General features: G+C 49.6%; 21 protein-coding genes. 4 read left to right on the top strand and 17 right to left on the bottom strand.

Going from position 1 to position 20,481, the window contains the following annotated elements:
- Positions 1 to 14 precede the first annotated feature (14 nt).
- From ACO064_RS06905 to ACO064_RS06945, 9 genes are all read right to left on the bottom strand, one after another.
- Positions 15 to 1,106, bottom strand: coding sequence for a helix-turn-helix domain-containing protein (locus ACO064_RS06905; RefSeq protein ID WP_421826658.1), 1,092 nt, complete (start codon positions 1,104 to 1,106; stop codon positions 15 to 17).
- Positions 1,106 to 2,506, bottom strand: coding sequence for a dihydrolipoyl dehydrogenase (gene lpdA, locus ACO064_RS06910; RefSeq protein ID WP_421826659.1), 1,401 nt, complete (start codon positions 2,504 to 2,506; stop codon positions 1,106 to 1,108). Before lpdA ends, ACO064_RS06905 begins: the two co-directional genes overlap by 1 nt.
- 125 nt (positions 2,507 to 2,631) lie before the next feature.
- Positions 2,632 to 4,251 (bottom strand): 2-oxoglutarate dehydrogenase complex dihydrolipoyllysine-residue succinyltransferase, encoded by a 1,620-nt coding sequence (gene odhB / locus ACO064_RS06915; protein ID WP_421826660.1) that lies wholly within the window; start codon positions 4,249 to 4,251, stop codon positions 2,632 to 2,634.
- A gap of 51 nt (positions 4,252 to 4,302) precedes the next feature.
- Entirely contained in the window at positions 4,303 to 7,062 is a 2,760-nt protein-coding gene (locus tag ACO064_RS06920) for a 2-oxoglutarate dehydrogenase E1 component (protein ID WP_421826661.1), read from the bottom strand.
- A gap of 234 nt (positions 7,063 to 7,296) precedes the next feature.
- Positions 7,297 to 7,965, bottom strand: coding sequence for a response regulator transcription factor (locus ACO064_RS06925; protein ID WP_114407305.1), 669 nt, complete (start codon positions 7,963 to 7,965; stop codon positions 7,297 to 7,299).
- 131 nt (positions 7,966 to 8,096) lie between these two features.
- On the bottom strand, positions 8,097 to 8,906 hold the full coding sequence (locus tag ACO064_RS06930; RefSeq protein ID WP_114407306.1) for a sensor histidine kinase: 810 nt from the start codon (positions 8,904 to 8,906) through the stop codon (positions 8,097 to 8,099).
- A gap of 232 nt (positions 8,907 to 9,138) precedes the next feature.
- Entirely contained in the window at positions 9,139 to 10,017 is an 879-nt protein-coding gene (locus ACO064_RS06935; protein WP_421826662.1) for an IS982 family transposase, read from the bottom strand.
- Positions 10,018 to 10,080: 63 nt separating this feature from the next.
- Positions 10,081 to 10,605, bottom strand: a complete 525-nt coding sequence (locus tag ACO064_RS06940; protein WP_421826663.1) for a hypothetical protein — start codon at positions 10,603 to 10,605, stop codon at positions 10,081 to 10,083.
- Positions 10,606 to 10,679: 74 nt separating this feature from the next.
- Positions 10,680 to 11,066 carry a hypothetical protein gene (locus ACO064_RS06945; RefSeq protein ID WP_421826664.1) on the bottom strand — a complete coding sequence of 129 codons (387 nt, stop codon included), beginning with the start codon at positions 11,064 to 11,066 and terminating at the stop codon, positions 10,680 to 10,682.
- A 178-nt stretch (positions 11,067 to 11,244) separates the two neighbouring features.
- Here ACO064_RS06945 and ACO064_RS06950 point away from each other — a divergent pair, with 178 nt between their 5' ends.
- Positions 11,245 to 12,441, top strand: a complete 1,197-nt coding sequence (locus tag ACO064_RS06950; RefSeq protein ID WP_421826665.1) for an ATP-binding protein — start codon at positions 11,245 to 11,247, stop codon at positions 12,439 to 12,441.
- 308 nt (positions 12,442 to 12,749) lie between these two features.
- On the opposite strand, the gene ACO064_RS06955 is transcribed toward ACO064_RS06950, so the two are convergent.
- On the bottom strand, positions 12,750 to 13,139 hold the full coding sequence (locus ACO064_RS06955; RefSeq protein WP_421826666.1) for a hypothetical protein: 390 nt from the start codon (positions 13,137 to 13,139) through the stop codon (positions 12,750 to 12,752).
- The gene (locus ACO064_RS06960) at positions 13,140 to 13,319 is read right to left on the bottom strand and encodes a hypothetical protein (protein ID WP_421826667.1); all 180 of its coding nucleotides are present in this window, start codon (positions 13,317 to 13,319) and stop codon (positions 13,140 to 13,142) included.
- Positions 13,320 to 13,383: 64 nt separating this feature from the next.
- Here ACO064_RS06960 and ACO064_RS06965 point away from each other — a divergent pair, with 64 nt between their 5' ends.
- On the top strand, positions 13,384 to 13,524 hold the full coding sequence (locus ACO064_RS06965) for a hypothetical protein (protein ID WP_421826668.1): 141 nt from the start codon (positions 13,384 to 13,386) through the stop codon (positions 13,522 to 13,524).
- A gap of 226 nt (positions 13,525 to 13,750) precedes the next feature.
- Here ACO064_RS06965 and ACO064_RS06970 read toward each other — a convergent pair whose 3' ends face one another.
- The 5 genes from ACO064_RS06970 to galE form a co-directional block, all read right to left on the bottom strand.
- Positions 13,751 to 14,422 carry a hypothetical protein gene (locus ACO064_RS06970; protein ID WP_421826669.1) on the bottom strand — a complete coding sequence of 224 codons (672 nt, stop codon included), beginning with the start codon at positions 14,420 to 14,422 and terminating at the stop codon, positions 13,751 to 13,753.
- A 25-nt stretch (positions 14,423 to 14,447) separates the two neighbouring features.
- Entirely contained in the window at positions 14,448 to 14,852 is a 405-nt protein-coding gene (locus tag ACO064_RS06975) for a hypothetical protein (RefSeq protein WP_421826670.1), read from the bottom strand.
- Positions 14,853 to 15,247: 395 nt separating this feature from the next.
- On the bottom strand, positions 15,248 to 16,108 hold the full coding sequence (gene rfbA, locus ACO064_RS06980; protein WP_421826671.1) for a glucose-1-phosphate thymidylyltransferase RfbA: 861 nt from the start codon (positions 16,106 to 16,108) through the stop codon (positions 15,248 to 15,250).
- A 101-nt stretch (positions 16,109 to 16,209) separates the two neighbouring features.
- Positions 16,210 to 17,268: a dTDP-glucose 4,6-dehydratase gene (gene rfbB / locus ACO064_RS06985; protein WP_421826672.1), complete on the bottom strand. Its 1,059-nt coding sequence runs from the start codon at positions 17,266 to 17,268 to the stop codon at positions 16,210 to 16,212.
- A 6-nt stretch (positions 17,269 to 17,274) separates the two neighbouring features.
- Positions 17,275 to 18,309, bottom strand: coding sequence for a UDP-glucose 4-epimerase GalE (gene galE / locus ACO064_RS06990; protein WP_421826673.1), 1,035 nt, complete (start codon positions 18,307 to 18,309; stop codon positions 17,275 to 17,277).
- Between the two features lie 279 nt (positions 18,310 to 18,588).
- Here galE and ACO064_RS06995 point away from each other — a divergent pair, with 279 nt between their 5' ends.
- Positions 18,589 to 19,461 carry a transglutaminase-like domain-containing protein gene (locus ACO064_RS06995; RefSeq protein ID WP_421830996.1) on the top strand — a complete coding sequence of 291 codons (873 nt, stop codon included), beginning with the start codon at positions 18,589 to 18,591 and terminating at the stop codon, positions 19,459 to 19,461.
- Between the two features lie 64 nt (positions 19,462 to 19,525).
- Positions 19,526 to 19,798 carry a hypothetical protein gene (locus ACO064_RS07000; protein ID WP_421826674.1) on the top strand — a complete coding sequence of 91 codons (273 nt, stop codon included), beginning with the start codon at positions 19,526 to 19,528 and terminating at the stop codon, positions 19,796 to 19,798.
- On the opposite strand, the gene ACO064_RS07005 is transcribed toward ACO064_RS07000, so the two are convergent.
- A complete protein-coding gene (locus tag ACO064_RS07005) occupies positions 19,781 to 20,410 on the bottom strand; it encodes a 4'-phosphopantetheinyl transferase family protein (protein ID WP_421826675.1) in 630 nt (209 codons plus the stop codon). The two genes, ACO064_RS07000 and ACO064_RS07005, sit on opposite strands and share 18 nt — an antisense overlap.
- Positions 20,411 to 20,481 lie beyond the last annotated feature (71 nt).

Genomic DNA, 20,481 nt, shown 5'->3' on the forward strand with positions numbered 1-20,481 from the left:
CGTAAGGCGATTGGCTACCCTTCTTTTTTTTCCAGCAGAAAGTATGAGGGCGCTTGTCCGGTGTGTTGTTTAAATACCTGATTGAACGTTGATTTCGAATTAAATCCCGCTTCAAGCGCCAGGGCCAGTAAGGTTTTGTGGTGTTCTGCCGGATCATTCAGTTTTCGAATGACGGCTTCCACCCGGAAGCCATTGACAAAATGAGTAAAGTTTGCAGCACACCGGGTATTGATCAGATACGACACATACCGGGACGGTAGCTGGAGCCGTTTGGCCACGTCATCCACCGTCAATTTCGATTGCGTATAGAGGGCATCCTGCCGGAAAACCGTTTGCAACCGTTCCAGTTGTTTCGCATCATCATAATGCAGAAATTCTGGCTTTTCCGACGATTTTACATCAGGAAGAACAGGCAGGGTAAAAAAGGCGGGATTGGCATACCCGATATAACCAAAGGCAAACAGAAACAGAGTTAGTACGATTTCCAGACCCGCAAAAACCGGCCATTTCAACAGTACGCCAGCGGCCCAGATGACCGTTGTAAGCAGCAGAAAACAAAACAGGCTATACAGCCGCACAAACAAACCGAATGACAATCGGAATGCATGCTCTTTTAACGACCGGTGAAAAAAGATCAGTTTCCGGCCATAAAACCAAAGGGCGATGGCGGTGCCAAAAATCGGCAGGAGTTCCGTAAGCAGAAACCAGCCTGGATTGTCGAGCAGCGAAGGTAATGCTCCGGTGGAACGGCGGTAGAAACTCCAGCCAGACCGCACGAGCACTTCCACACCCGCAGGCAGGTAAAAAAGCCCGTATTTTGGCCGAAAGGCATACCCAGGTGTCGTCGTTAATTGGGCAAAAAACCAGATTGAAGGGGGCAGTAACAGGTACGATTGCAGATTCCAAAACGGAAAAGAAGCGGGCGAGTCATGATACTGCACCTGCATGCCCCAGGCGTTGAGCAGTTCGAGCGCGATGACATAAAGAATGATGCCCAGGAACAGGTTCGACCGTTCCTGGCGCAATCCTTTTATTACCAATGCCAAACTGAGCAATAACCCTTGCCCGGAGGCCAGAAGAAAGGCAATCGCTTTCCCGGTTTCCATCACATATGAATCGCCCGGTTATCCGTCGCAGCCAGGCACGCTTCCTTGATGGCTTCCGTGTAGGTCGGGTGGGCGTGTGAAATCCGGGCAATGTCCTCCGCCGAAGCCCGGTATTCCATGGCCACAACGCACTCGGCAATCATGTCGGCCGCGCGGGCACCGATGATGTGCATGCCCAGAATTTCGTCGGTTTGCTTGTCGGCCAGCACTTTCACCAGACCGTCTACATCCATCGAAGCGCGGGCGCGACCCAGGGCTTTATACGGAAATGAACCCACTTTATAGGCCTTGCCTTCCTGCTTCAGTTCCTCTTCGGTGAAGCCCACACTGGCGACTTCCGGCCAGGTATAGACCACGCCCGGAATCAGGCGGTAATTGATGTGCGGTTTTTGCCCGGCCAGAGTTTCTGCCACAAAAACACCTTCTTCTTCGGCCTTGTGCGCCAGCATCGCGCCCCGAATGACGTCACCAATGGCGTAGATGTTCGGGACTTTCGTTTGCAGGTGGTCGTTCACGTCGATGCGCCCGCGGTTGTCGGCAGCCAGTCCGGCGGCTTCGAGGTTCAGGCCATCGGTATACGGTCGGCGGCCGACCGAAACCAGGCAATAATCTCCTTCGAGCGTAATCTGTTCCCCTTTGGGCGTATCGGCTTTCACGATCACCCCTTCGCCGGTATTTTCAACGCTGGTAACTTTATGGCTGAAGTAGAAATCGGCACCCAGCTTTTTAACGGCTTTTTGCAGTTCTTTCCCCATTGTTTTGTCCATCGTCGGAATCATCGAATCGGCGAACTCCACGAACGACACTTTCGAACCGATGCGGGCATATACCGAACCCAGTTCGGCGCCAATCACCCCCGCCCCAATCACGATGAGGTGCTTCGGTATTTCCTGCAACGTCAGGGCTTCGGTCGAACTGATGATGCGTTTTTTGTCGATCTGCATCGACGGAAACGAAGTTGGTTTGGAGCCGGTCGCAATGATGAAATTTTTCGCCGTGATCTGCTCTTCGCTGCCATCGTCTTTCTTGACTTTCAGCGTACTGGCATCGATAAACGACCCAAATCCCTGGTGAACCGTGATTTTGTTTTTCTTCATCAGAAACGAAATTCCGGTCACGTTGGCTTCCACAACGCCTGCCTTCCGTTTGATCATCTGGGGCAGATCGACCTGCAAATCCGCCAGTTTAATCCCGTGTTCGGCGAAGGTATGGGCGGCATTGTAGTAATGCTCCGAAGAGTCGAGCAGGGCTTTTGACGGGATACAGCCGACGTTGAGGCAAGTGCCACCCAGCGTCTTGTATTTTTCCACGATGGCCGTTTTCATGCCCAACTGGGCGCAGCGAATCGCGGCCACATAGCCGCCCGGCCCGGAGCCGATGACGATGACGTCGTATTGCATAAAATTACAGATCTATTTGCAGGTAAATTGTCTCTATACAAATGTAGGACGGAGTGTAAACCGCTTAGCCAACGAGCATGTTCTGGCTCGAAAGGCGGTTTTACAATCCGTCCTACTACTTATTCTTATACGCCCAGTAAAATTCGGGCCGGGTCTTCCAGCAACTGTTTTACGCGAACGAGGAAACTCACAGAGTCTTTGCCATCGATGATCCGGTGATCGTACGAAAGCGCTACGTACATGATCGGGCGCACGACGATTTCGCCGTTGACTACCACCGCCCGTTCCACGATGTTGTGCATACCGAGAATGGCCGACTGCGGGGCGTTGATGATCGGCGTCGACAACATGGAGCCGAAAATACCGCCGTTGGTGATCGTGAATGTCCCACCGGTCATCTGCTCGATCGTCAGTTTGTTGTCCCGCGCCAGAACGGCCAACCGGATAATTTCTTTTTCGATTCCGGCAAAATCCATGCTCTCGGCATTCCGGATTACCGGCACCACCAGACCGCGCTCCGTCGAAACCGCGATGGAAATATCACAGTAATCGTTGTAAACAATCGAATCGCCGTCAATTGTGGCATTCACATTCGGGAAGTCCTGCAAGGCAATGCAAATCGCTTTGGTGAAGAACGACATAAAGCCCAGACCAACCGCATTTTTGTCCTTAAACTTATCTTTGTATTTGGCCCGTAAATCCATGATCGGTTTCATGTCGACCTCGTTGAAGGTCGTCAGCATAGCCGTTTCATTTTTCACGGCCACCAACCGGCGCGCAATGGTTTTCCGCAACGAACTCATGCGTTCGCGCCGTTGTCCACGGTTGCCACCAGCGGGAGCCGGGGCCGAAGCGACCGGAGCCGGGGCCGGTTTGGGGGCTGGAGCAGCCGTCGGTTGCGGGGCCGGGGCAGCCGGTTTTTCGGCTTTTACCGCATCTTCCTTCATAATCCGGCCACCAATGCCGGTGCCGTTCACTTCTTTCGGGTCGATGCCTTTTTCGGCCAGAATTTTGGCGGCTACCGGCGACGGGTGATTGGCCGCGTAGCCATCGGCCGACGCGGCTGCCGGTTGTGCGGCTGGCTGAGATGCCGGAGCAGGTGTAGGTTGGGCAGCGGGTTGAGCCACGGCGGCTCCCACTTCAATCCGGCAGATTACGGCACCAATGGCCAGCGTGGCACCGGCTTCGGCCACAATCCGGAGGGTACCGGCGGCTTCGGACGGCAACTCAAACGTGGCTTTATCGGATTCGAGTTCGCAAAGAACCTCGTCCAAAGCGACCTGATCACCATCCTTTTTATTCCAGGAAGCAATCGTCACTTCCGTGATCGACTCGCCAACCGGGGGCACTTTCATTTCAATGCTTTTCGAGGCTGCGGCAGCAGCGGGTTCAGGGGCCGGTTGGGGCGCGGGTTCCGGTTTGGGCGCTTCGGGCTGCGGAGCCGGAGCCGCTTGTTCAGCCGGTTTTGGCGCCGGTGCTTCCGCTTTCGGAGCCGCGCCATTGGACGCCCCTGCTGCTTCGATGGTACACAAAACCGCACCGATGGGCAACACATCGCCTTCCTGCGCCATAATGTGCAACACGCCATCGGCTTCGGCCGGAAACTCAAACGATGCCTTGTCCGATTCCAGTTCGCACAACACCTCGTCTCTCTTCACCGAATCGCCCTCTTTCTTATGCCATGCCCCAACGGTTACTTCCGTAATGGACTCCCCAACCGGGGGTACTTTCATTTCTATTGCCATTTTCTCTTAGTTTTCAGTTGTCAGCTACCCGCGATGGGAAACCGTAAACTCTTATTCAAACGCCCGGCGGATAATGTCGGCCTGCTCCTGAGCGTGGACTTTGGAATAGCCGGTTGCGGGCGACGCGCTGTTTTTCCGCGTAATGCCACGCAGTTTCAAATCCAGGGCCGAACGCAGCAGGAAGGTCCAGGCCCCCATGTTCGACGGTTCTTCCTGTACCCAAACCAGTTCGGCGGTTTTGCTATAGCTGGCCAGAATGGCATCCAGTTGCTTCTGTGGGAACGGATGCAGTTGTTCCAGCCGAATGATGGCCACGTCTTCCCGCTTATCCGCCTGCTGTTTTTCGAGCAATTCGTAATAAATTTTACCGGTACAGAGCAGAATCCGTTTCACTTTCTTGCCCGTGGCAAAACCGTCGGGCAGCACTTCTTTGAAACTCCCCCTGGTAAGGTCTTCCAGGGGTGAAACTACTTGTGGATGGCGTAATAATGATTTGGGCGACATCACGATCAGCGGTTTGCGGAACGGCCAGGTCAACTGACGACGCATCAGGTGGAAGAAGTTGGCCGGGGTAGTTACATTGGCCACCACCATATTGTATTCTGCCGACAGTTGCAGGTAGCGTTCCGGGCGGGCGTTGGAGTGTTCCGGTCCCTGGCCTTCATAACCGTGTGGCAACAACATCACCAGACCGTTCATCAATCCCCATTTTGATTCACCGGACGAGATAAACTGATCGATAATCACCTGGGCACCGTTGGAGAAGTCACCAAACTGGGCTTCCCAGATCACCAGCGCGTGGGGCGTGGCCATGGCATAGCCGAACTCGAAGCCCAGAACACCGTATTCCGACAGCAGGGAGTTGTAAATCTGCATTTTCTGCTGACCATCCTGAATGTGATCCAGCAAGCTATACGACTGGTTGGTTTCCGAATCGTGCAGAACGGCATGGCGGTGCGAGAACGTTCCGCGCTGCACATCCTGACCGCTCAGACGAACCACCTTGTTTTCGAGCAGAATGGACCCGTAGGCCAGCAGTTCCGCCGTGCCCCAGTTGACCTGCTTATTCTCAAAAACCATCTGCCGACGGTCTTTCAGTAGTTTATCGATTTGCTTGAGCGGTTTAAAACCGGTCGGAATCGTGACGAGTGCGTTCCCGATTTTTTCGAGCGTTTCCATCGGCACACCGGTTTCGGGCGACCGTTCGAAATCTTCCGGCGTACTGACCCGCAACTCGGCCCACTCCCGATCCAACCGCAACGGTTTGTAGGGAATCTCGGCCTTTTGCTTCACCATGTCGAGCCGGTCCTGCAATTCTTTCTTGAACTCAACGTCCATGTTAGACGCCAGTTCGGCATCGACCTCGCCCCGCTCGATCAGGCTTTTGTTATAAATTTCGCGCGGATTGGCGTGTTTTTCGATGATGTTATACATCGTCGGCTGCGTAAACTTGGGCTCATCCGACTCGTTGTGCCCGTAGCGACGGTAACAGACCATGTCGATAAAAACATCCCGGTTGAATTTTTCCCGAAATTCGACCGCCAGTTTGGCACAGAAAACCACCGCTTCCGGATCGTCGCCGTTGACGTGAAAAACCGGAGCATCGATGATTTTGGCAACATCCGAGCAATAAATCGACGAACGGGCGTCTTCAAAATCAGTCGTAAAACCAACCTGGTTGTTGATCACGAAATGGAGCGTTCCACCGGTTTGGTAGCCGGCCAGTTTCGCCATCTGGGTCACTTCATACACAATACCTTGACCCGCCACAGCCGCATCGCCGTGGATCAGAATCGGCATAATCTTGTCGAAGTTGCCCGCGTATTCTTCATCGGCCTGCGCCCGCACGAACCCTTCGATGATCGGATTAACCGCTTCAAGGTGCGACGGATTCGGGGCCAGTTTCAGGCTGATCTGCTTGCCCGTCGACGATTCGATCAGGCTCGAATAGCCGAGGTGGTATTTTACGTCACCGTCGCCAAACACCTGGTCGGGAACGTTGCCTTCAAAACCACTGAAAACGCTTTCGTAGGATTTGCCCAGGATGTTGACCAGCACGTTCAGACGGCCCCGGTGTGCCATCCCGATCATCACTTCTTCAACGCCCAGTTCCGACGCGTAGTTGATGATGGCGTCCAAAGCCGGGATAGTGGTTTCTCCGCCTTCGAGCGAGAACCGTTTCTGGCCTAAATATTTGGTATGCAGGAAATTCTCAAAAACCGTTGCTTCATTCAGTTTCGTCAGAATCCGTTTTTTCTCCTCAATCGTTGGGTCAAAAACCAGCGCTTCTTTCTCGATTTTATTCCGAAGCCAGTTTTTAACGTCAATTTCGCGGATATACATATACTCGAAACCGATGGTGCCGGCATAAATTTTCTCCAGCGATTCCATAATTTTCCGCAGCGAACTCGGCCCGATTCCCAGCAGTGTCCCGGCTTCAAAAACTGTGTCAAGGTCGGCTTCGGTCAGGGCATAATCTTCCAGACCAATCCGTGGACTGCGGTCTTTCCGGTTCCGGATGGGGTTGGTTTTAGCCAAAAGGTGCCCCCGCGAGCGATAGGCTTTTATCAGACTAGCTACCGATACTTCCTTTTCTGCGTGTTTGGTGTCAATAACCGGTTTTGAAGTCGTTTGGTCGGCGTTGCTGTGGCCGTTGCCATTTCCATTTTCGCCATACGACTGGGAAAACTCAAAACCTTCAAAAAATTTTTGCCAGCTTCCATCCACTGAGCCGGGGTCTTGTTTATAAGCCCGGTATAAATCGTCGATGTAGGCTGCTTCTGAGTTAGCTATATACGAGAATCTGTCCATAATTCGGGATCACCCATGTTCGAATGGCAAAGTTAAACGATCAAATAGAAAGATGTCTTCTATTTATTCAATTCTTTATAAATACACCTACAGTTTTGCTTTGGTAACAAGAGCCGCTCGAAATAAGTTAAAAAAAAGGAAGAAAGCAGGAAACGAAGACCGGATAAAAGGGCCTCCAACGGCCGCCTGATCCATGCTTCGTTTCCTGCTTTCTTCCTTTTTTCTTTTCCCTGCTTACACCAGGTTATTCTTGAAGGCGTAGGCGACCATTCCCGCCGTGTTTTTCGTGCCGGTTTTTTCCAGAATCCGCAGGCGGTGGCCTTCGACCGTGCGCGGACTGAGGAAGATTTTCTCACTGATTTCGGCCGTCGACAACCCTTCACAAATCAGTTTAAGCACTTCTTTTTCGCGCTCCGACAGCAGCACTTTACTATTATAGAGTGTCGAGGTGGAGGTTTGTTTGATGACGGTAGTGGGTTTGTTCACCATTTTCCGGTGCATGACCTTGGAGACGAAGTCGTTCAGGTATACGCCGTCGTCCATCACCCGGTGAACGGCTTTTTCCACTTCGTCCAGATCTGCATCTTTCAGCACATACCCGCTCACGCCTTTTTCGAGCAGGTGGAGCACAAACCGGTCTTCATCGTGCATGGTCAGCATGATGATTTTGACGTCGGGGTGGTTTTCCCGAATGTATTCTGTGGTGGCAATGCCGTCCATCACCGGCATTTCCAGATCCAGCAACACCACATCGGGCATTCGGCGGGTGAGTTTGTCGATCAGTTCCTGTCCGTTGCTGGCTTCGAGCACCAATTCAAAATCAGGCACCTGGCTCAACACGGAAGCCATTCCTTTCCGGAATAAATTATGATCGTCGGCTAATGCAATCTTGATCTTTTTCATGGTTAGGGGCTAGATGGCTATTATGGCTGAATGGTTCGAAATGGTTGGATGGTCAATGGCAGGCTGGGTAGAGGGTTAACCATTCAACCATTTTAACCATCCAACCATTTTAACCCTGTTAACCATCTATTCTATACCGCTTCCACTTCAACCTCAACTTCTGGTTTCAAATTTTTAACCTGGATGTGTATCCGGGAACCACGGCCTTCTTCCACGTCGAACGTAACATGCCCGTCGATGACGTTCAGGCGGCTTTCGATATTTCGCAGACCCAGCCCGCGCTTTTTGTCTTTCAGAATCTCGTCCAGATCAAACCCGCGCCCGTCGTCGATCACCGACAGCAAAATTCCGGTGGGCTGGCAATGCAAATCGATGATGATGTTTTCGGCATTGGCGTGTTTGATGGCATTGTTGATCAATTCCTGCGCAATGCGAAACAGCGTCAGATCCAGTTGTGGAAGCAAGGTCGGCATTTTATCCGAACACGACAACTCGACGTGAACTTCGCCGTTGCTGGCTTTCTCGGCCAGTTCTTCGAGGGCCGACACAAGGCCAAAGCGTTCGAGGGTGGTGGGAACCAGGTCACGGCTGATGCGCCGGACGTTGGCAATGGTTTCGTCGAGAAGCGAGCGGGTTTTCTGCACCAGCACCGTCGAACCGGGATCATTGTGTTCAACGGTTCGACCCAACTGATTGAGGCTCAACTTGGTAACCGACAACATCGTACCGATCTCGTCGTGCAAATCCTGCGCAATCCGCCGGCGTTCGTGTTCCTGCGCCTGAAGGGTGGCAGCCAGGAGGCCTTTGCGGTATTTCTCCTGCCATTCCTTCAGAATCAGTTGCTGACGAATTTGCTTTTGTTGGTAATAAGCGACAAATACGATGATGAAAATCGCCATCACCAGCAAAACGGCCGTTCCTACGGCAATATATAATTTCATGTCCTCGTTCACAGCGAGCCCGAAGCGAAGTGCGTTCCCATACACGGGGATAATTAAACCAATTTGCGAAATATAAAACTCTGGCACCAGAACCGCAAGAACGATGTATTAAACGGTCAGCCGGTCTGTTACCCGAAATTCCCGCCTGCGGAGCCAGAAACTGACCAGCAGGACCAGGTAGAAAAAAGCCGAGAACGTTCGGACAATGGTGATGTACAGATAGTAATGCGAATCAAGAGATGAAAGCCATCATGTACAGCCCTGCGGCCAGCCTACCCAGACAGTGCAGTAGCAACCCTTTCTGAGAACGAACTTTGGAAGCCGTTTGGATGTGAGTTTTTTCAATTAGCCAATTAAAGAACGATTCCACCGGCTGACGGATCGAACTGACATAACTCGAATAAAGCTGGTCGGCGGCATCCAGCCGTTTTTGACCCTTTTTAAGTTTAATGGGCGTCACCATTTCGACCTGCTGCTGACAAAGCTGCGCTTGCAAAGGGGCCGAAGCATAGATTTTGTCTCCGACCAGGATCCGTTGCTCTACATAGGGCAACGTGGTCTGTTTGAGAACCGTCAGGTCATTGGCCGATGCGGGAGTAAAGTAAAAATGCTCCGGCAAAGGAATCGTCTCCCGGCGATCAAAGCCCACAAAGTGCAGTTTAAGGCCGTGGTAGTACAGCTTTTTAGTCGCGCAGAATCCTTTATCGGCCCAGTCCCGAGCTACTTTAGCTTGATAAGGCCGTTTGGAGACAATGATCGGCAGGGAATCGACCAGGCTAATGTGGTGATGACAAGGTCGGGTCTGCAACTGATGAACTAGCTCATCGATCAATACCTCGAATTGCCAGCTCACTTGATTGAGTCGGTAGTTGAAGGCTTGATAAGAGGGTAGTTTAGGAAACCAATCCAGCCAGTGATCCACGATGTAATCATAACTCTGTCGCATGGTGTAGCGTTGTTTAAGCAGCCCAAACAGATAAATCGTTATCAGTTCCTGGTCAGTAAAATCGGGTTGTCGATTATTACTTTGCCGTTGGAAATGTAAGCACAAGTGCCTATCATAGCACCGGCAAACGTAGTCGTAGAGAGCAATAAGTTGTAGTTGTAGCATTCTACAAACTTACATCTCAGACTGCGTTTGTCCATTTTAGTCTAATTCAACTCTTGATTCGCATTAGTAACTGCCGTTTGAACTCAAGTCCCCCAACGTCACCTTGACGAACAGAAAAACAAACAACGTGCCAGCCGCATGGACAATGGCCCCGGCGCTCACCCAGAACATGGAATGAATCAATAAATTCTGGATCTGCATCTTCGTCAGGATGTAATGAAAATACAGAAGTGCATACAAAATCATGATGATTCGTTGCACACCGAGGGCTACACCGGCAATATTGGTCCAGCTAAAATCGTACAGAAAGACCAATACATAAATCACAAAACCGCTTAGAATCAGCGTCCGGTTTCGCCGGGATTTTAGCTCAATCCAATACGCTACGGCAAATCCGCTCATTTCAACGAGCGAATTTAAATTATAGAGGTATAAGTTATTCTGGCGAAAGGCAGCATCGTGAATTTGGATCAAACTGATTACGAATGAAAAAATCAGCATTCGCAACAACCAGCGGTTTGGCTTGTCCAGAAAAAAATAATTTACCAGACCTGTTCCGATGGCGAGCAAAATGAACAGATCTGGCAAAAAAGAATCCGGATACTTGAGTATTAACCGGACGTAAGGATGATCAATCATCATTTTAACAGACTTCTATTTCCCTACGGATTGCACTCGGGCGGACACAAGGGGCCGTCGGCTAACTGCCCTTCCCGACCGGACGGCATATCTTTCATTCCGGCTTCGGCAGGAACGGTCAGTTCCAGAATTTCCCGGCCACTTTTGTCGATGCCCACCAACACAACGCGCGGCACCAGGTGCTCATTTCCGTTGACGGTTTCCCGGCGTTTGGCGTGATAAACCCGGATGCCGATGCAGCCCGGCTGAGCCAGAATCTGCTGCAAATTATCGCTGCCAAAAAACTCGGAGCGAACCGTATCGGCCTGCGGAATCTGTTGTTGTTTTTTACGCTCCTGATAAGCACCTTTGAACTGATCGGCTTCGTCTTTGGAAATAAAGCGTCCCGCACCGGGGTTAATATTACTCATGATAAAAAGAGGTTTTAATAGACTTGTGATGTTGTAAATCGTTTCCCAAAGTTGCACAAGCCTGTTATGGAAAGCAATCTTACCCAGGCACCTTTGAGTAAACGGAAAAATGAACGGTAATATGTTGACTGTTTCTGTTTGTGATTCATAAATTAATCCCGTAGTTTGTTAAAATAAAATGCAAATTACGGGATTAATGTGGATCAATCGAAATCAGCAAAAGCATATTATTGACTTAATTGCGTTCTACCCAGCTATAGCCCTCATCGGTTCACGCCAGGTGGGAAAAACGTCGCTGGTAAAACAACTTCAAAATTATTTACCGAAGCCAAGTCTGTATTTAGACATCGAAAGGGCAGCCGACCGTCGGAAGCTCTCCGATCCTGACTTATTCCTGTCAGCTTATGAGAATCAGACCGTTATCCTCGATGAAGTCCAGTTGATTCCGGACATATTCCCCGAGATGCGATCATTGATCGACCGGCATCGGGAACCCGGGCGTTTTATTCTGTTAGGTTCTGCCTCCCCAAAGCTGCTAACCCGTAGTGGGGAATCGCTGGCTGGTCGAATCGCCTATATTGAGTTGGAACCGATTCATGTTCGTGAAGCAACTGAAGTACCTTTTGAACAGCACTGGCTGCGGGGCGGTTATCCGGAGTCCTTACTAGCGCCAACGGACGCCCTCTCGTTTAGCTGGCGCGATAACTTCCTGAAAAACATTGCCTTTCGGGATTTACCGGCCCTGGGTTTGACGCAATCACCCGTAAACATTCAACGGTTTATGATCATGCTGGCAGGTTTACAGGGCGGTCTTGTGAATATCTCTCAATTGGCCAATTCGCTCGCCGTAACCCGAACGACCTTAATCGATTTCGTTGATTTTCTGGAACACAGTTTTCTGTGTCGCCGATTACCACCTTACTATACCAACATTGGAAAACGGCTCACCAAAATAGCGAAATTCTATTTTAGGGACAGCGGCCTGGTTCATCAGTTGTTAAATATCGAAAACCGAAATCAATTGTTTGGTCATCCGTTGGCTGGTGAATTGTGGGAAGGTTATGTTATCCAGCAGATCGTTACGCGTTTATCGACCGGTACACAGGCCTATTTTTACCGAACCCATGATGGCAGTGAACTTGACCTGGTGCTCGTACAGGGCAATCGGCCGGTTGTAACTATAGAAATCAAGTTGTCGAACGCGCCCACCTTAAGCCGGGGTAACACCATAGCCATGCAGGATTTAAAAACCGAACACAATTTTATCATAACCCCCTCCGCCGGTGACTATCCCCTGCGCCCAAATGTTCAGGTAACGGACATTCAAACGATCTGGGCACATCTAATAGAGATTGGGGTTGTGGTGAATGTGTGATGAACTGATCCAACTGAGTTTATGTAAAAACCACACGTATAGCATCCGGTGTAATTATCTTTATCGGATTTACTGACCCCAAAGCCGACCTTTGAAAAAAGACTAAAAATCATATATCGCTTCAGCGAAGAACCTAAATGAAGGTTTTGGACTGGATTTTTGCCAAAAAAACCACAATACAGTCTTTGGTTATTCTACTGAATAGAATCGTATGTGTAAAACAAGTACCGACCATTGCATCCAACTGTTGATTGAGCTTTTCAGGGAATCTTATAAGCACAATTCTGAAAAAATTAAAACTTATGGTATTAATTACCGAAGAATATCTCATGACCTAGATATATAAGAGTGCTGATTGCAAACCAGTATCCCATCTTAAATAGAATAATATTTCGATTTTTATTTTCCAGGGTAGCAGTCCCGATTGTTTTTATTAATTCCTTCTTTTCATCTTTAGTAATCGATCCGGCTTCATCTTTTTTTTGAAGTTTAGTCCTGTTAATTATATTTTTGGGCATTTGTTCTAACGATTGGTACATTAAAATAAAAATAAATGAAATTAAGAAACAAAAACCAAACACTGGCTTCATAGTAGACGCTGCACCTGCTTGTACAAATAGTACGGCGCCTTTTTTATTTAGAATAGGATCCCATTCGCCCCAAAATTTCTTTTTCATTTTACTGTTTGGCGTTGCCATTTAAAAGTTACAAAGTTCTTTGATTACGGTTTTTATTTCCTGATGCGGAGTGCTCTGGAAAAAACCGGGAAAACAACTGCTTCCGGCTTTTGTTTTAACTTTAATTTCTTTATTCACAGTGCTGTGGGCAAGGCACTCCTTCATCTCCCGCCTTTCCACCACCACCAGCGGTTTTTGCATTTGGATCAGTGGTGTTTTGGATGTCTTTCTTGTCCTTGTCGATTCCAACCAGAACAAGCGTTTTTTGCCCGTCTTTATCTTTCACAAAATAATCCCGGATGCCAACGCAGCCTTTCTGAGCCAGAATGGCATCGATGGTTGTCTTACCAAACGCAACGGCACGCGTTTCAACATCGCCTACTTCTTCGTGATAGGCTTTGACTGACTCCGGGCCGTATTCATTGGAACCAGACTACCCACGCGATCTGCAACGCGTTGTTCTTCGGTAGTGAGGGTAGAAGCTTGGGTTGGCGACACTTCTTTGTCTTTCTGGCAGGCAAACACCATTGTAACCAATAATACGGCAGGAATTAACAGTTTTTTCATAAATGCGAAGAAATGGTTAAAATGAGCCGGAAAGATAATAGATATATTTGTACACACAATTTCAATCAGACATAATTTTCTTTATCATACTTTGTAACCCAGAAACCAATTGTTGAAAATAGACAAAACAAAATGTACATTACTTGGCGAACCTGCCAATAGAAATAAAAAATACTATATTCTACATTTTCAGATAAAACAACTTTTGCAAATAGAAAAATAAAAAATGTACCAGCGGCCTGTATAATTAATCCACTACTTACCCAAAATAAAGGATGTTTAAGTATATTTATTATTTTAAGTTCTGATATAATAGTGTTAAAATATAGAATACTAATACCCATACTGCATAAATCAGCTATCGTTAATATACCGGATGAAAACTCAGTTGATGACCAGAGGAAGGTTCCTAAAAAAGCGGATATAGCTATCAGTATAGCGATCCATTTTCTAATTTTTAAATTCTGTACGGCCTGATAGTAAATTAATCCGACTGTAACTATTTCAACGAAACCAAATATATTGTATAAGAAATGATTATTTATCTTATAAATAGCTGATAAGTTTGAAATGAAGTCCCTAATGAATACCGTTGTGTAGTATATCAATAGAAACTTCATTGATGCATTTAAATGTTTTAAGTAAACAACACCTATAATAATCGGTATTAAAGTAACAAATTCAATTGCTAGTATTCCAGAGTAAGTGGAGTAATGATTTATTAGCTTTTCTAACATTTGAGAAGCTATTCTAACTTGTAAGTTAACAAAACTGTGGACAAGGTGCACCATCCGCCAGCGCATCACCATCTCCCCGATCTTTCAATCCTTCGGTATCCTCGAAGATATCGGAACCGTCGGCCCGGACACCCACCAACACCAGCCGGGGTTTGAGTTCGCCTTGGTCTTTGGTGGTGGGGTCGCCATCAGCGTCTTCGTAGCGTTTGCCGTAATACACCCGGATGCCAACACAATCTTTGCGGCCCATCAACTTGCTGATGCGGTTGATGCCGAAAAATTCCGCTTTGGTAACGTCTTCGGGCTTGAGTCCCAGCTTCTCTTCTTCGTAAACGCGGTGCAGGCGGGTACGGCTTTTGGCGTCGGCGGCCGTGATGAAGGAGCCAACATCGCCGTGAAATTTGTCGGAGGGTTTACGCGATTCTTGCATGGTAGAGCAGATTAATTTGCTTTACCAAGTTAAAATGAATTCGATTGGGATGGGTGGAGGGCCGGGAAAATCAGGTATAAATACGTAACCATTCAGGGAATATCCCGTACTTTTCCGTGTTTTGTCACCATCCGGTAAAAAAAAGTATTTCTTCTTTCCTCTTCCTATATTTCTTCTCTACCATTCTTATTATCTTCCCTGCACATTTGCAGAGAGTTGGTGCGTCCTGTCACCGATAGGATGAGCCGATTTTCTCATCTCATAGGTTAGGTTTGGAAAAGGCCAGGACGTTGTCCAGGCTTTTTTTTTAAAGAAAAAGGGAGTGAAGACTTGAAGCATGATTTAAAAACCATTCTTCAAGTCTTCACTCCCCTGGTCTCAACCGGTCTTTTTGGCTATTTCAGCAGATTCAATAAATACTGTCCGTAGCCGCTTTTCACGAGCGGTTGCGCAATGGTTTTTAGTTGCTCCGCGTCGATGTAGCCCATCCGGTAGGCCACCTCCTCGATCGAGCCGATTTTCATGCCCTGCCGTTCTTCAATCACCTGGACAAACTGACCTGCCTGCATCAGCGATACAAACGTGCCCGTGTCCAGCCACGCCGTCCCCCGATCCAGAATCCCCACTTTCAGTTTCTGGCGCTCCAGATACACCTTGTTGACGTCCGTGATCTCGTATTCGCCCCGCGGGCTGGGGGCCAGCTCTTTGGCGATCTTCACCACCTCGTTGTCATAAAAATACAAACCCGGTACGGCGTAGTTCGACTTGGGCTGTTCCGGTTTTTCTTCGATCGACAAGGCTTTGTTATCATCATCGAATTCCACCACTCCATACCGCTCCGGATCGTTCACCTTGTAGGCAAACACCACCCCGCCGTCGGGATCGTTGTTGGCCTGCAGCAGCTTCGACAGCCCCGAACCGTAGAAAATGTTGTCGCCCAGAATCAGCGCCACCTTGTCGTCGCCAATAAACTCTTCGCCGATCACGAAAGCCTGCGCCAGCCCGTTCGGCAGCGGTTGTTCGGCATACGCGAACGTACAGCCCACCTGCGAGCCATCCCCCAGCAGTTTTTTGAAGTGCGGCAGATCGTGCGGAGTCGAGATGATCAGAATTTCGCGGATGCCCGCCAGCAGCAGAATCGACAACGGATAATAGATCATCGGTTTGTCGTAAACCGGCATGAGTTGCTTGCTGACGGCCAGCGTCAACGGGTGCAGTCGCGTACCGGAGCCCCCGGCCAGAATGATGCCTTTCATAGTTTTTCAATGAGTGAATGATAGAATGAGTGAATGAGTGAATAAATGGGACAAGGACCCCTGTTTTTTATTCACTCATTCTATCATTCTATCATTCAAAATTAGCGGTTTTCGTACATGGAATCGTAATACTTCTGGTAGGCCCCCGAGGTGACGTTTTCGAGCCAGTCCTGGTTGGCGAGAAACCAGTCGACGGTTTTTTCCAGGCCTTCTTCAAACTGCAGCGAAGGCTCCCAGCCCAGCTCGTTCATTAGCTTGTGGGCGTCGATGGCATAGCGCAGGTCGTGGCCGGCGCGGTCGGTCACGTAGGTGATCAATTGGGCGGAGGTGCCTTCGGCCCGGCCCAGTTTGCGATCCATGATGCGGCACAGCAGATGCACCAGGTCGATGTTCTTCCACTCGTTGAAACCGCCGATGTTGTAGGTCTCACCGGTTTTGCCGTTGTGGTAAATCGTGTCGATGGCCCGCGCGTGGTCGATGACGTACAACCAGTCCCGCACGTTCTCGCCTTTGCCGTAGACCGGCAAGGGCTTGTTGGTCTGGATGTTATGAATCATCAACGGGATGAGCTTCTCGGGGAAGTGGTTGGGGCCGTAGTTGTTGGAGCAGTTCGACAGCACGATGGGCAGACCGTAGGTATTGCCGTAGGCGCGTACGAAGTGGTCCGAAGCCGCTTTGGACGCCGAATAGGGCGACTGCGGATCGTAGGAGGTGGTTTCGGTGAAGAAGTCTTCCGGATTGTGCAGCGAGCCGTAGACCTCGTCGGTCGAAACGTGGTAGAAGCGTTTGCCGGCGAAGTCGGCCTTCCAGCTATTTTTAGCCGCATTCAGCAGGTTGACGGTTCCAACGACGTTGGTCAGCACGAATGCCATCGGGTCGGTGATCGACCGGTCGACGTGTGATTCGGCCGCCAGGTGGATAACGCCATCGAAGGCATGATCCTGAAACAGTTGCTCCAGAAACGACGCATCCGTGATATCCCCTTTGACGAAGGTATAATTCGGCGCGTTTTCAATGTCCGTGAGGTTGGCGAGATTACCGGCATAAGTCAGTTTATCCAGATTAACAATCTGATAATCTGGGTATTTTGTCACAAACAGCCGAACGACGTGTGAACCAATGAAGCCGGCTCCGCCGGTAATCAGAATCTTTTTAGACATACGTTTTTACTCCGAAACGATTGAGTTTTTCAATTGCAAATTTTGTTCCCAGCGCCAGGCGTCCTGCAGCCCTTCGGCCAGTGTTTTTTCGGCGCGCCAGCCCATGACAGTATTAACTTTATCGACCTGTGCGTAGATCTTCTCCACGTCGCCCGGACGGCGCGGACCAATCGAATAATTCAGCTTGATGTTATTCACGTTTTCAAACGTCTGAATCAGTTCCAGAACGGTTTGCCCGTTGCCGGTGCCTACGTTAAAGACATCGTAATAACTGGTTTCCCCGCGCGAATCGAGCAACCGCAGCGCCTGAACGTGCGCCTTGGCCAGATCGACCACGTGAATGTAATCCCGGATGCAAGTCCCGTCGACGGTATCATAATCTCCGCCATGCACCGTCAGTTTCTCGCGAATACCGGCGGCTGTCTGGGTAATGAACGGCACCAGATTGCCCGGAACGCCCAGCGGCAACTCGCCGATCAGCCCGGACGGATGCGCTCCCATCGGATTAAAATACCGCAACGCAATCGATTTGACAGGCACGCCCGCCTTGACGGTATCCCGGATGATGTCTTCGCAAATGGCCTTGGTATTGCCATACGGCGACTGCGCCGGTAGCCGGGGGGTTTCCTCCGTCACGGGCAGGTGTTCGGGTTGCCCATATACCGTACACGACGACGAAAAAACCAGGTTCGGAACGCCATACCGCTGCATGGTTTCCAGTAATAACAAAGTAGAGTCGAGGTTGTTGCGGTAATACATCAGCGGTTTTGCCACCGACTCGCCCACTGCCTTGTGGGCTGCGAAGTGAATCACGCCCTGAAAATTCTCTTTTTCAAAGATTGCGCTGAGCGCTTCGGCATCGTTGCAATCCGCTTCGTAGAACGGAACGTCGTGGTTCAGTATCTGGCGTAGTCCTGCCAGTGCCGAGCGGTTCGAGTTGGAAAAATTGTCGATAATGACGGGTTCGAAGCCCGCGTTCAGCAGTTCGACGACCGTATGCGAACCAATAAAACCGGCTCCGCCAGTGACTAAGATTTTCATGTGGGTAATTACATTTAAGGCGTTATTTCAAAACGTTGAGTACGGTATCGAATAGAGCAAAAAACCTGCCGGTCTGGTGAATGGATTCGGATTACTGCCCACACGGGCATGAAAATCATTTTTTGGAAAATCGTGTTCCGAATTCGGATACAGCCCGTTTCTTGCGGGGCAAAAGTATAAAATTCAGTAGGTTTCTAAAAATAAGTTTTTATCTTCGGGTTATAGCGTTGCAGCACCGGCCCGGCAAAACCCCGGACCGCAACCCCTTGGAGTGGCATGATAAACGACAACGAAATAAAAGCCCTGATTTCTTTGCTGGACGATGAAGACCGGGAAATCACCGAACACGTTGAACAAAAAATCCGCGAATTGGGCGGCCAGTTGATCCCGTATCTGGAAAGTGAATGGGAAGATAGTTTTAGTCCTATTCACCAGAAGAAAATTGAAGAGTTAATTCACGATTTGCAGTACCAGTCCGTTCTGGAGCGAATTAGACTCTGGAAAGAAACCGGCGGAATCGACCTGCTGGAGGGCTTGTGGATTGTGGCTACGTATCAATATCCGGATTTATCGCTCGATAAAATCCGGCAGGAAATCAAGCAACTGTACCTGGATGTGTGGCTGGAAGGCAAGTCCGAAATGCACCCCATCGACCAGATCAAAACCTTAAATACCGTCTTTTTTAACAAACTGAAATTTGCCGCCAACACCAAACATTTTCATTCGCCTTCCAATTCAATGATCAATGTGGTGCTGGAAAGCCGGCGCGGCAACCCCATTTCGCTCTGCGTGATTTACATGCTGATCGCCCAGCAACTTGACTTGCCCGTCTACGGCGTGAACCTGCCCAGTTTGTTTGTGCTGACCTATAAAAAAGACCATACCCAGTTTTACATCAACGTCTTTAACCGCGGCCTGGTGTTTTCAAAGTCGGACATCGATCACTACATCGGGCAGTTGAACCTCAAACCGGCCGATACCTACTACCAGCCCTGCACCAACCTGGATATTATTCGGCGTGTGCTGCGGAACCTGATGCTGGCGTTCGAGAAAATCGGCGATACCGGCCGCGTGAAGGAAGTCGAGCAACTGCTGGATGCGGTTTATGACGAAGATGCCACCCCGCCCTTGTCGGATTACACGAATAAATGATGTAAGAATTAGATGGGTCATCCCTACGGGATTTTAATCTATAATCAAACCCGCTTGCTACAAAATGCTTCATCCCTACGGGATTGTTGGATTTGATAACCCCTTAGGAATGAATCATTTGGAAACAATCGGGTTTGAAAAAAAGAAGATCGAATCCAACAATCCCGTAGGGATGAAGCATTTTGTAGCCCCCGTTTTCAGGTATAGATTAAATCCCGTAGGGATGGAGCATTTTGTAGCACTAGGTTTAACCCAATACGAATCCAACAATCCCGTAGGGATGACCGATCTAATAAAACCTGATAAATCCGCACGTATGTTAAAACGCCACTGCTAACATCCCCGGCCCGGTTTCGAAATAATGAATGGTTAACGCCCGAACATCGTCGGGCAAGCGGACGTGGCCCGTTAAAAGCCCCGCACCGTCGGCAAACGGATCGATGTGCAGGTGTTCGCGGAAGGTGAGCTGGCGTTTGCCATAAAGCTTGTAAAGAGCCTCCTTGGCGCACCAGTACACCGCCAGCCGGTGCAGATCGCCGTTGGCGTGACTGATTTCGGCGTCGGACAACACGCGCGGCACCACCCGGATAAACTGCTCCCGAAACGGCTCGATGTCAATGCCTACGGTTTGGGTATGGTGCAACACCGCAGCCGCCCAGCCGGACGTATGCGAAATCGAAACATGCGCAGCCAAGCCAATCAGATGCGGTTTTCCATACTCGTCCTTATACAATCCCGCATAGGGCCAGTGTGCCTGAACCAGCGCCCGAACTGCAGCGCGGCAGGCCAGCCACTCCACACGCTGCGCCGGATGCGTGATCTCGACCAACTCCAGTTGCTCCGGCATGGTCAGCGTCAGCAGCGCGCGCAGGTCGTCTTCACTTTCTTCGATTTTCCACAACACCGCCGTACAGTCGGCCCCCAGTCGGTGGGTTTGATAAACGGACATATCCCGGTTTTCTGATTAGTTTTGCACGAAATTATAAAATAGCAGAAGCCGTGAAGTGAATAACATCGAAT

The sequence above is a fragment of the Larkinella sp. genome (assembly GCF_965227735.1).
GTDB lineage: Bacteria > Bacteroidota > Bacteroidia > Cytophagales > Spirosomataceae > Larkinella.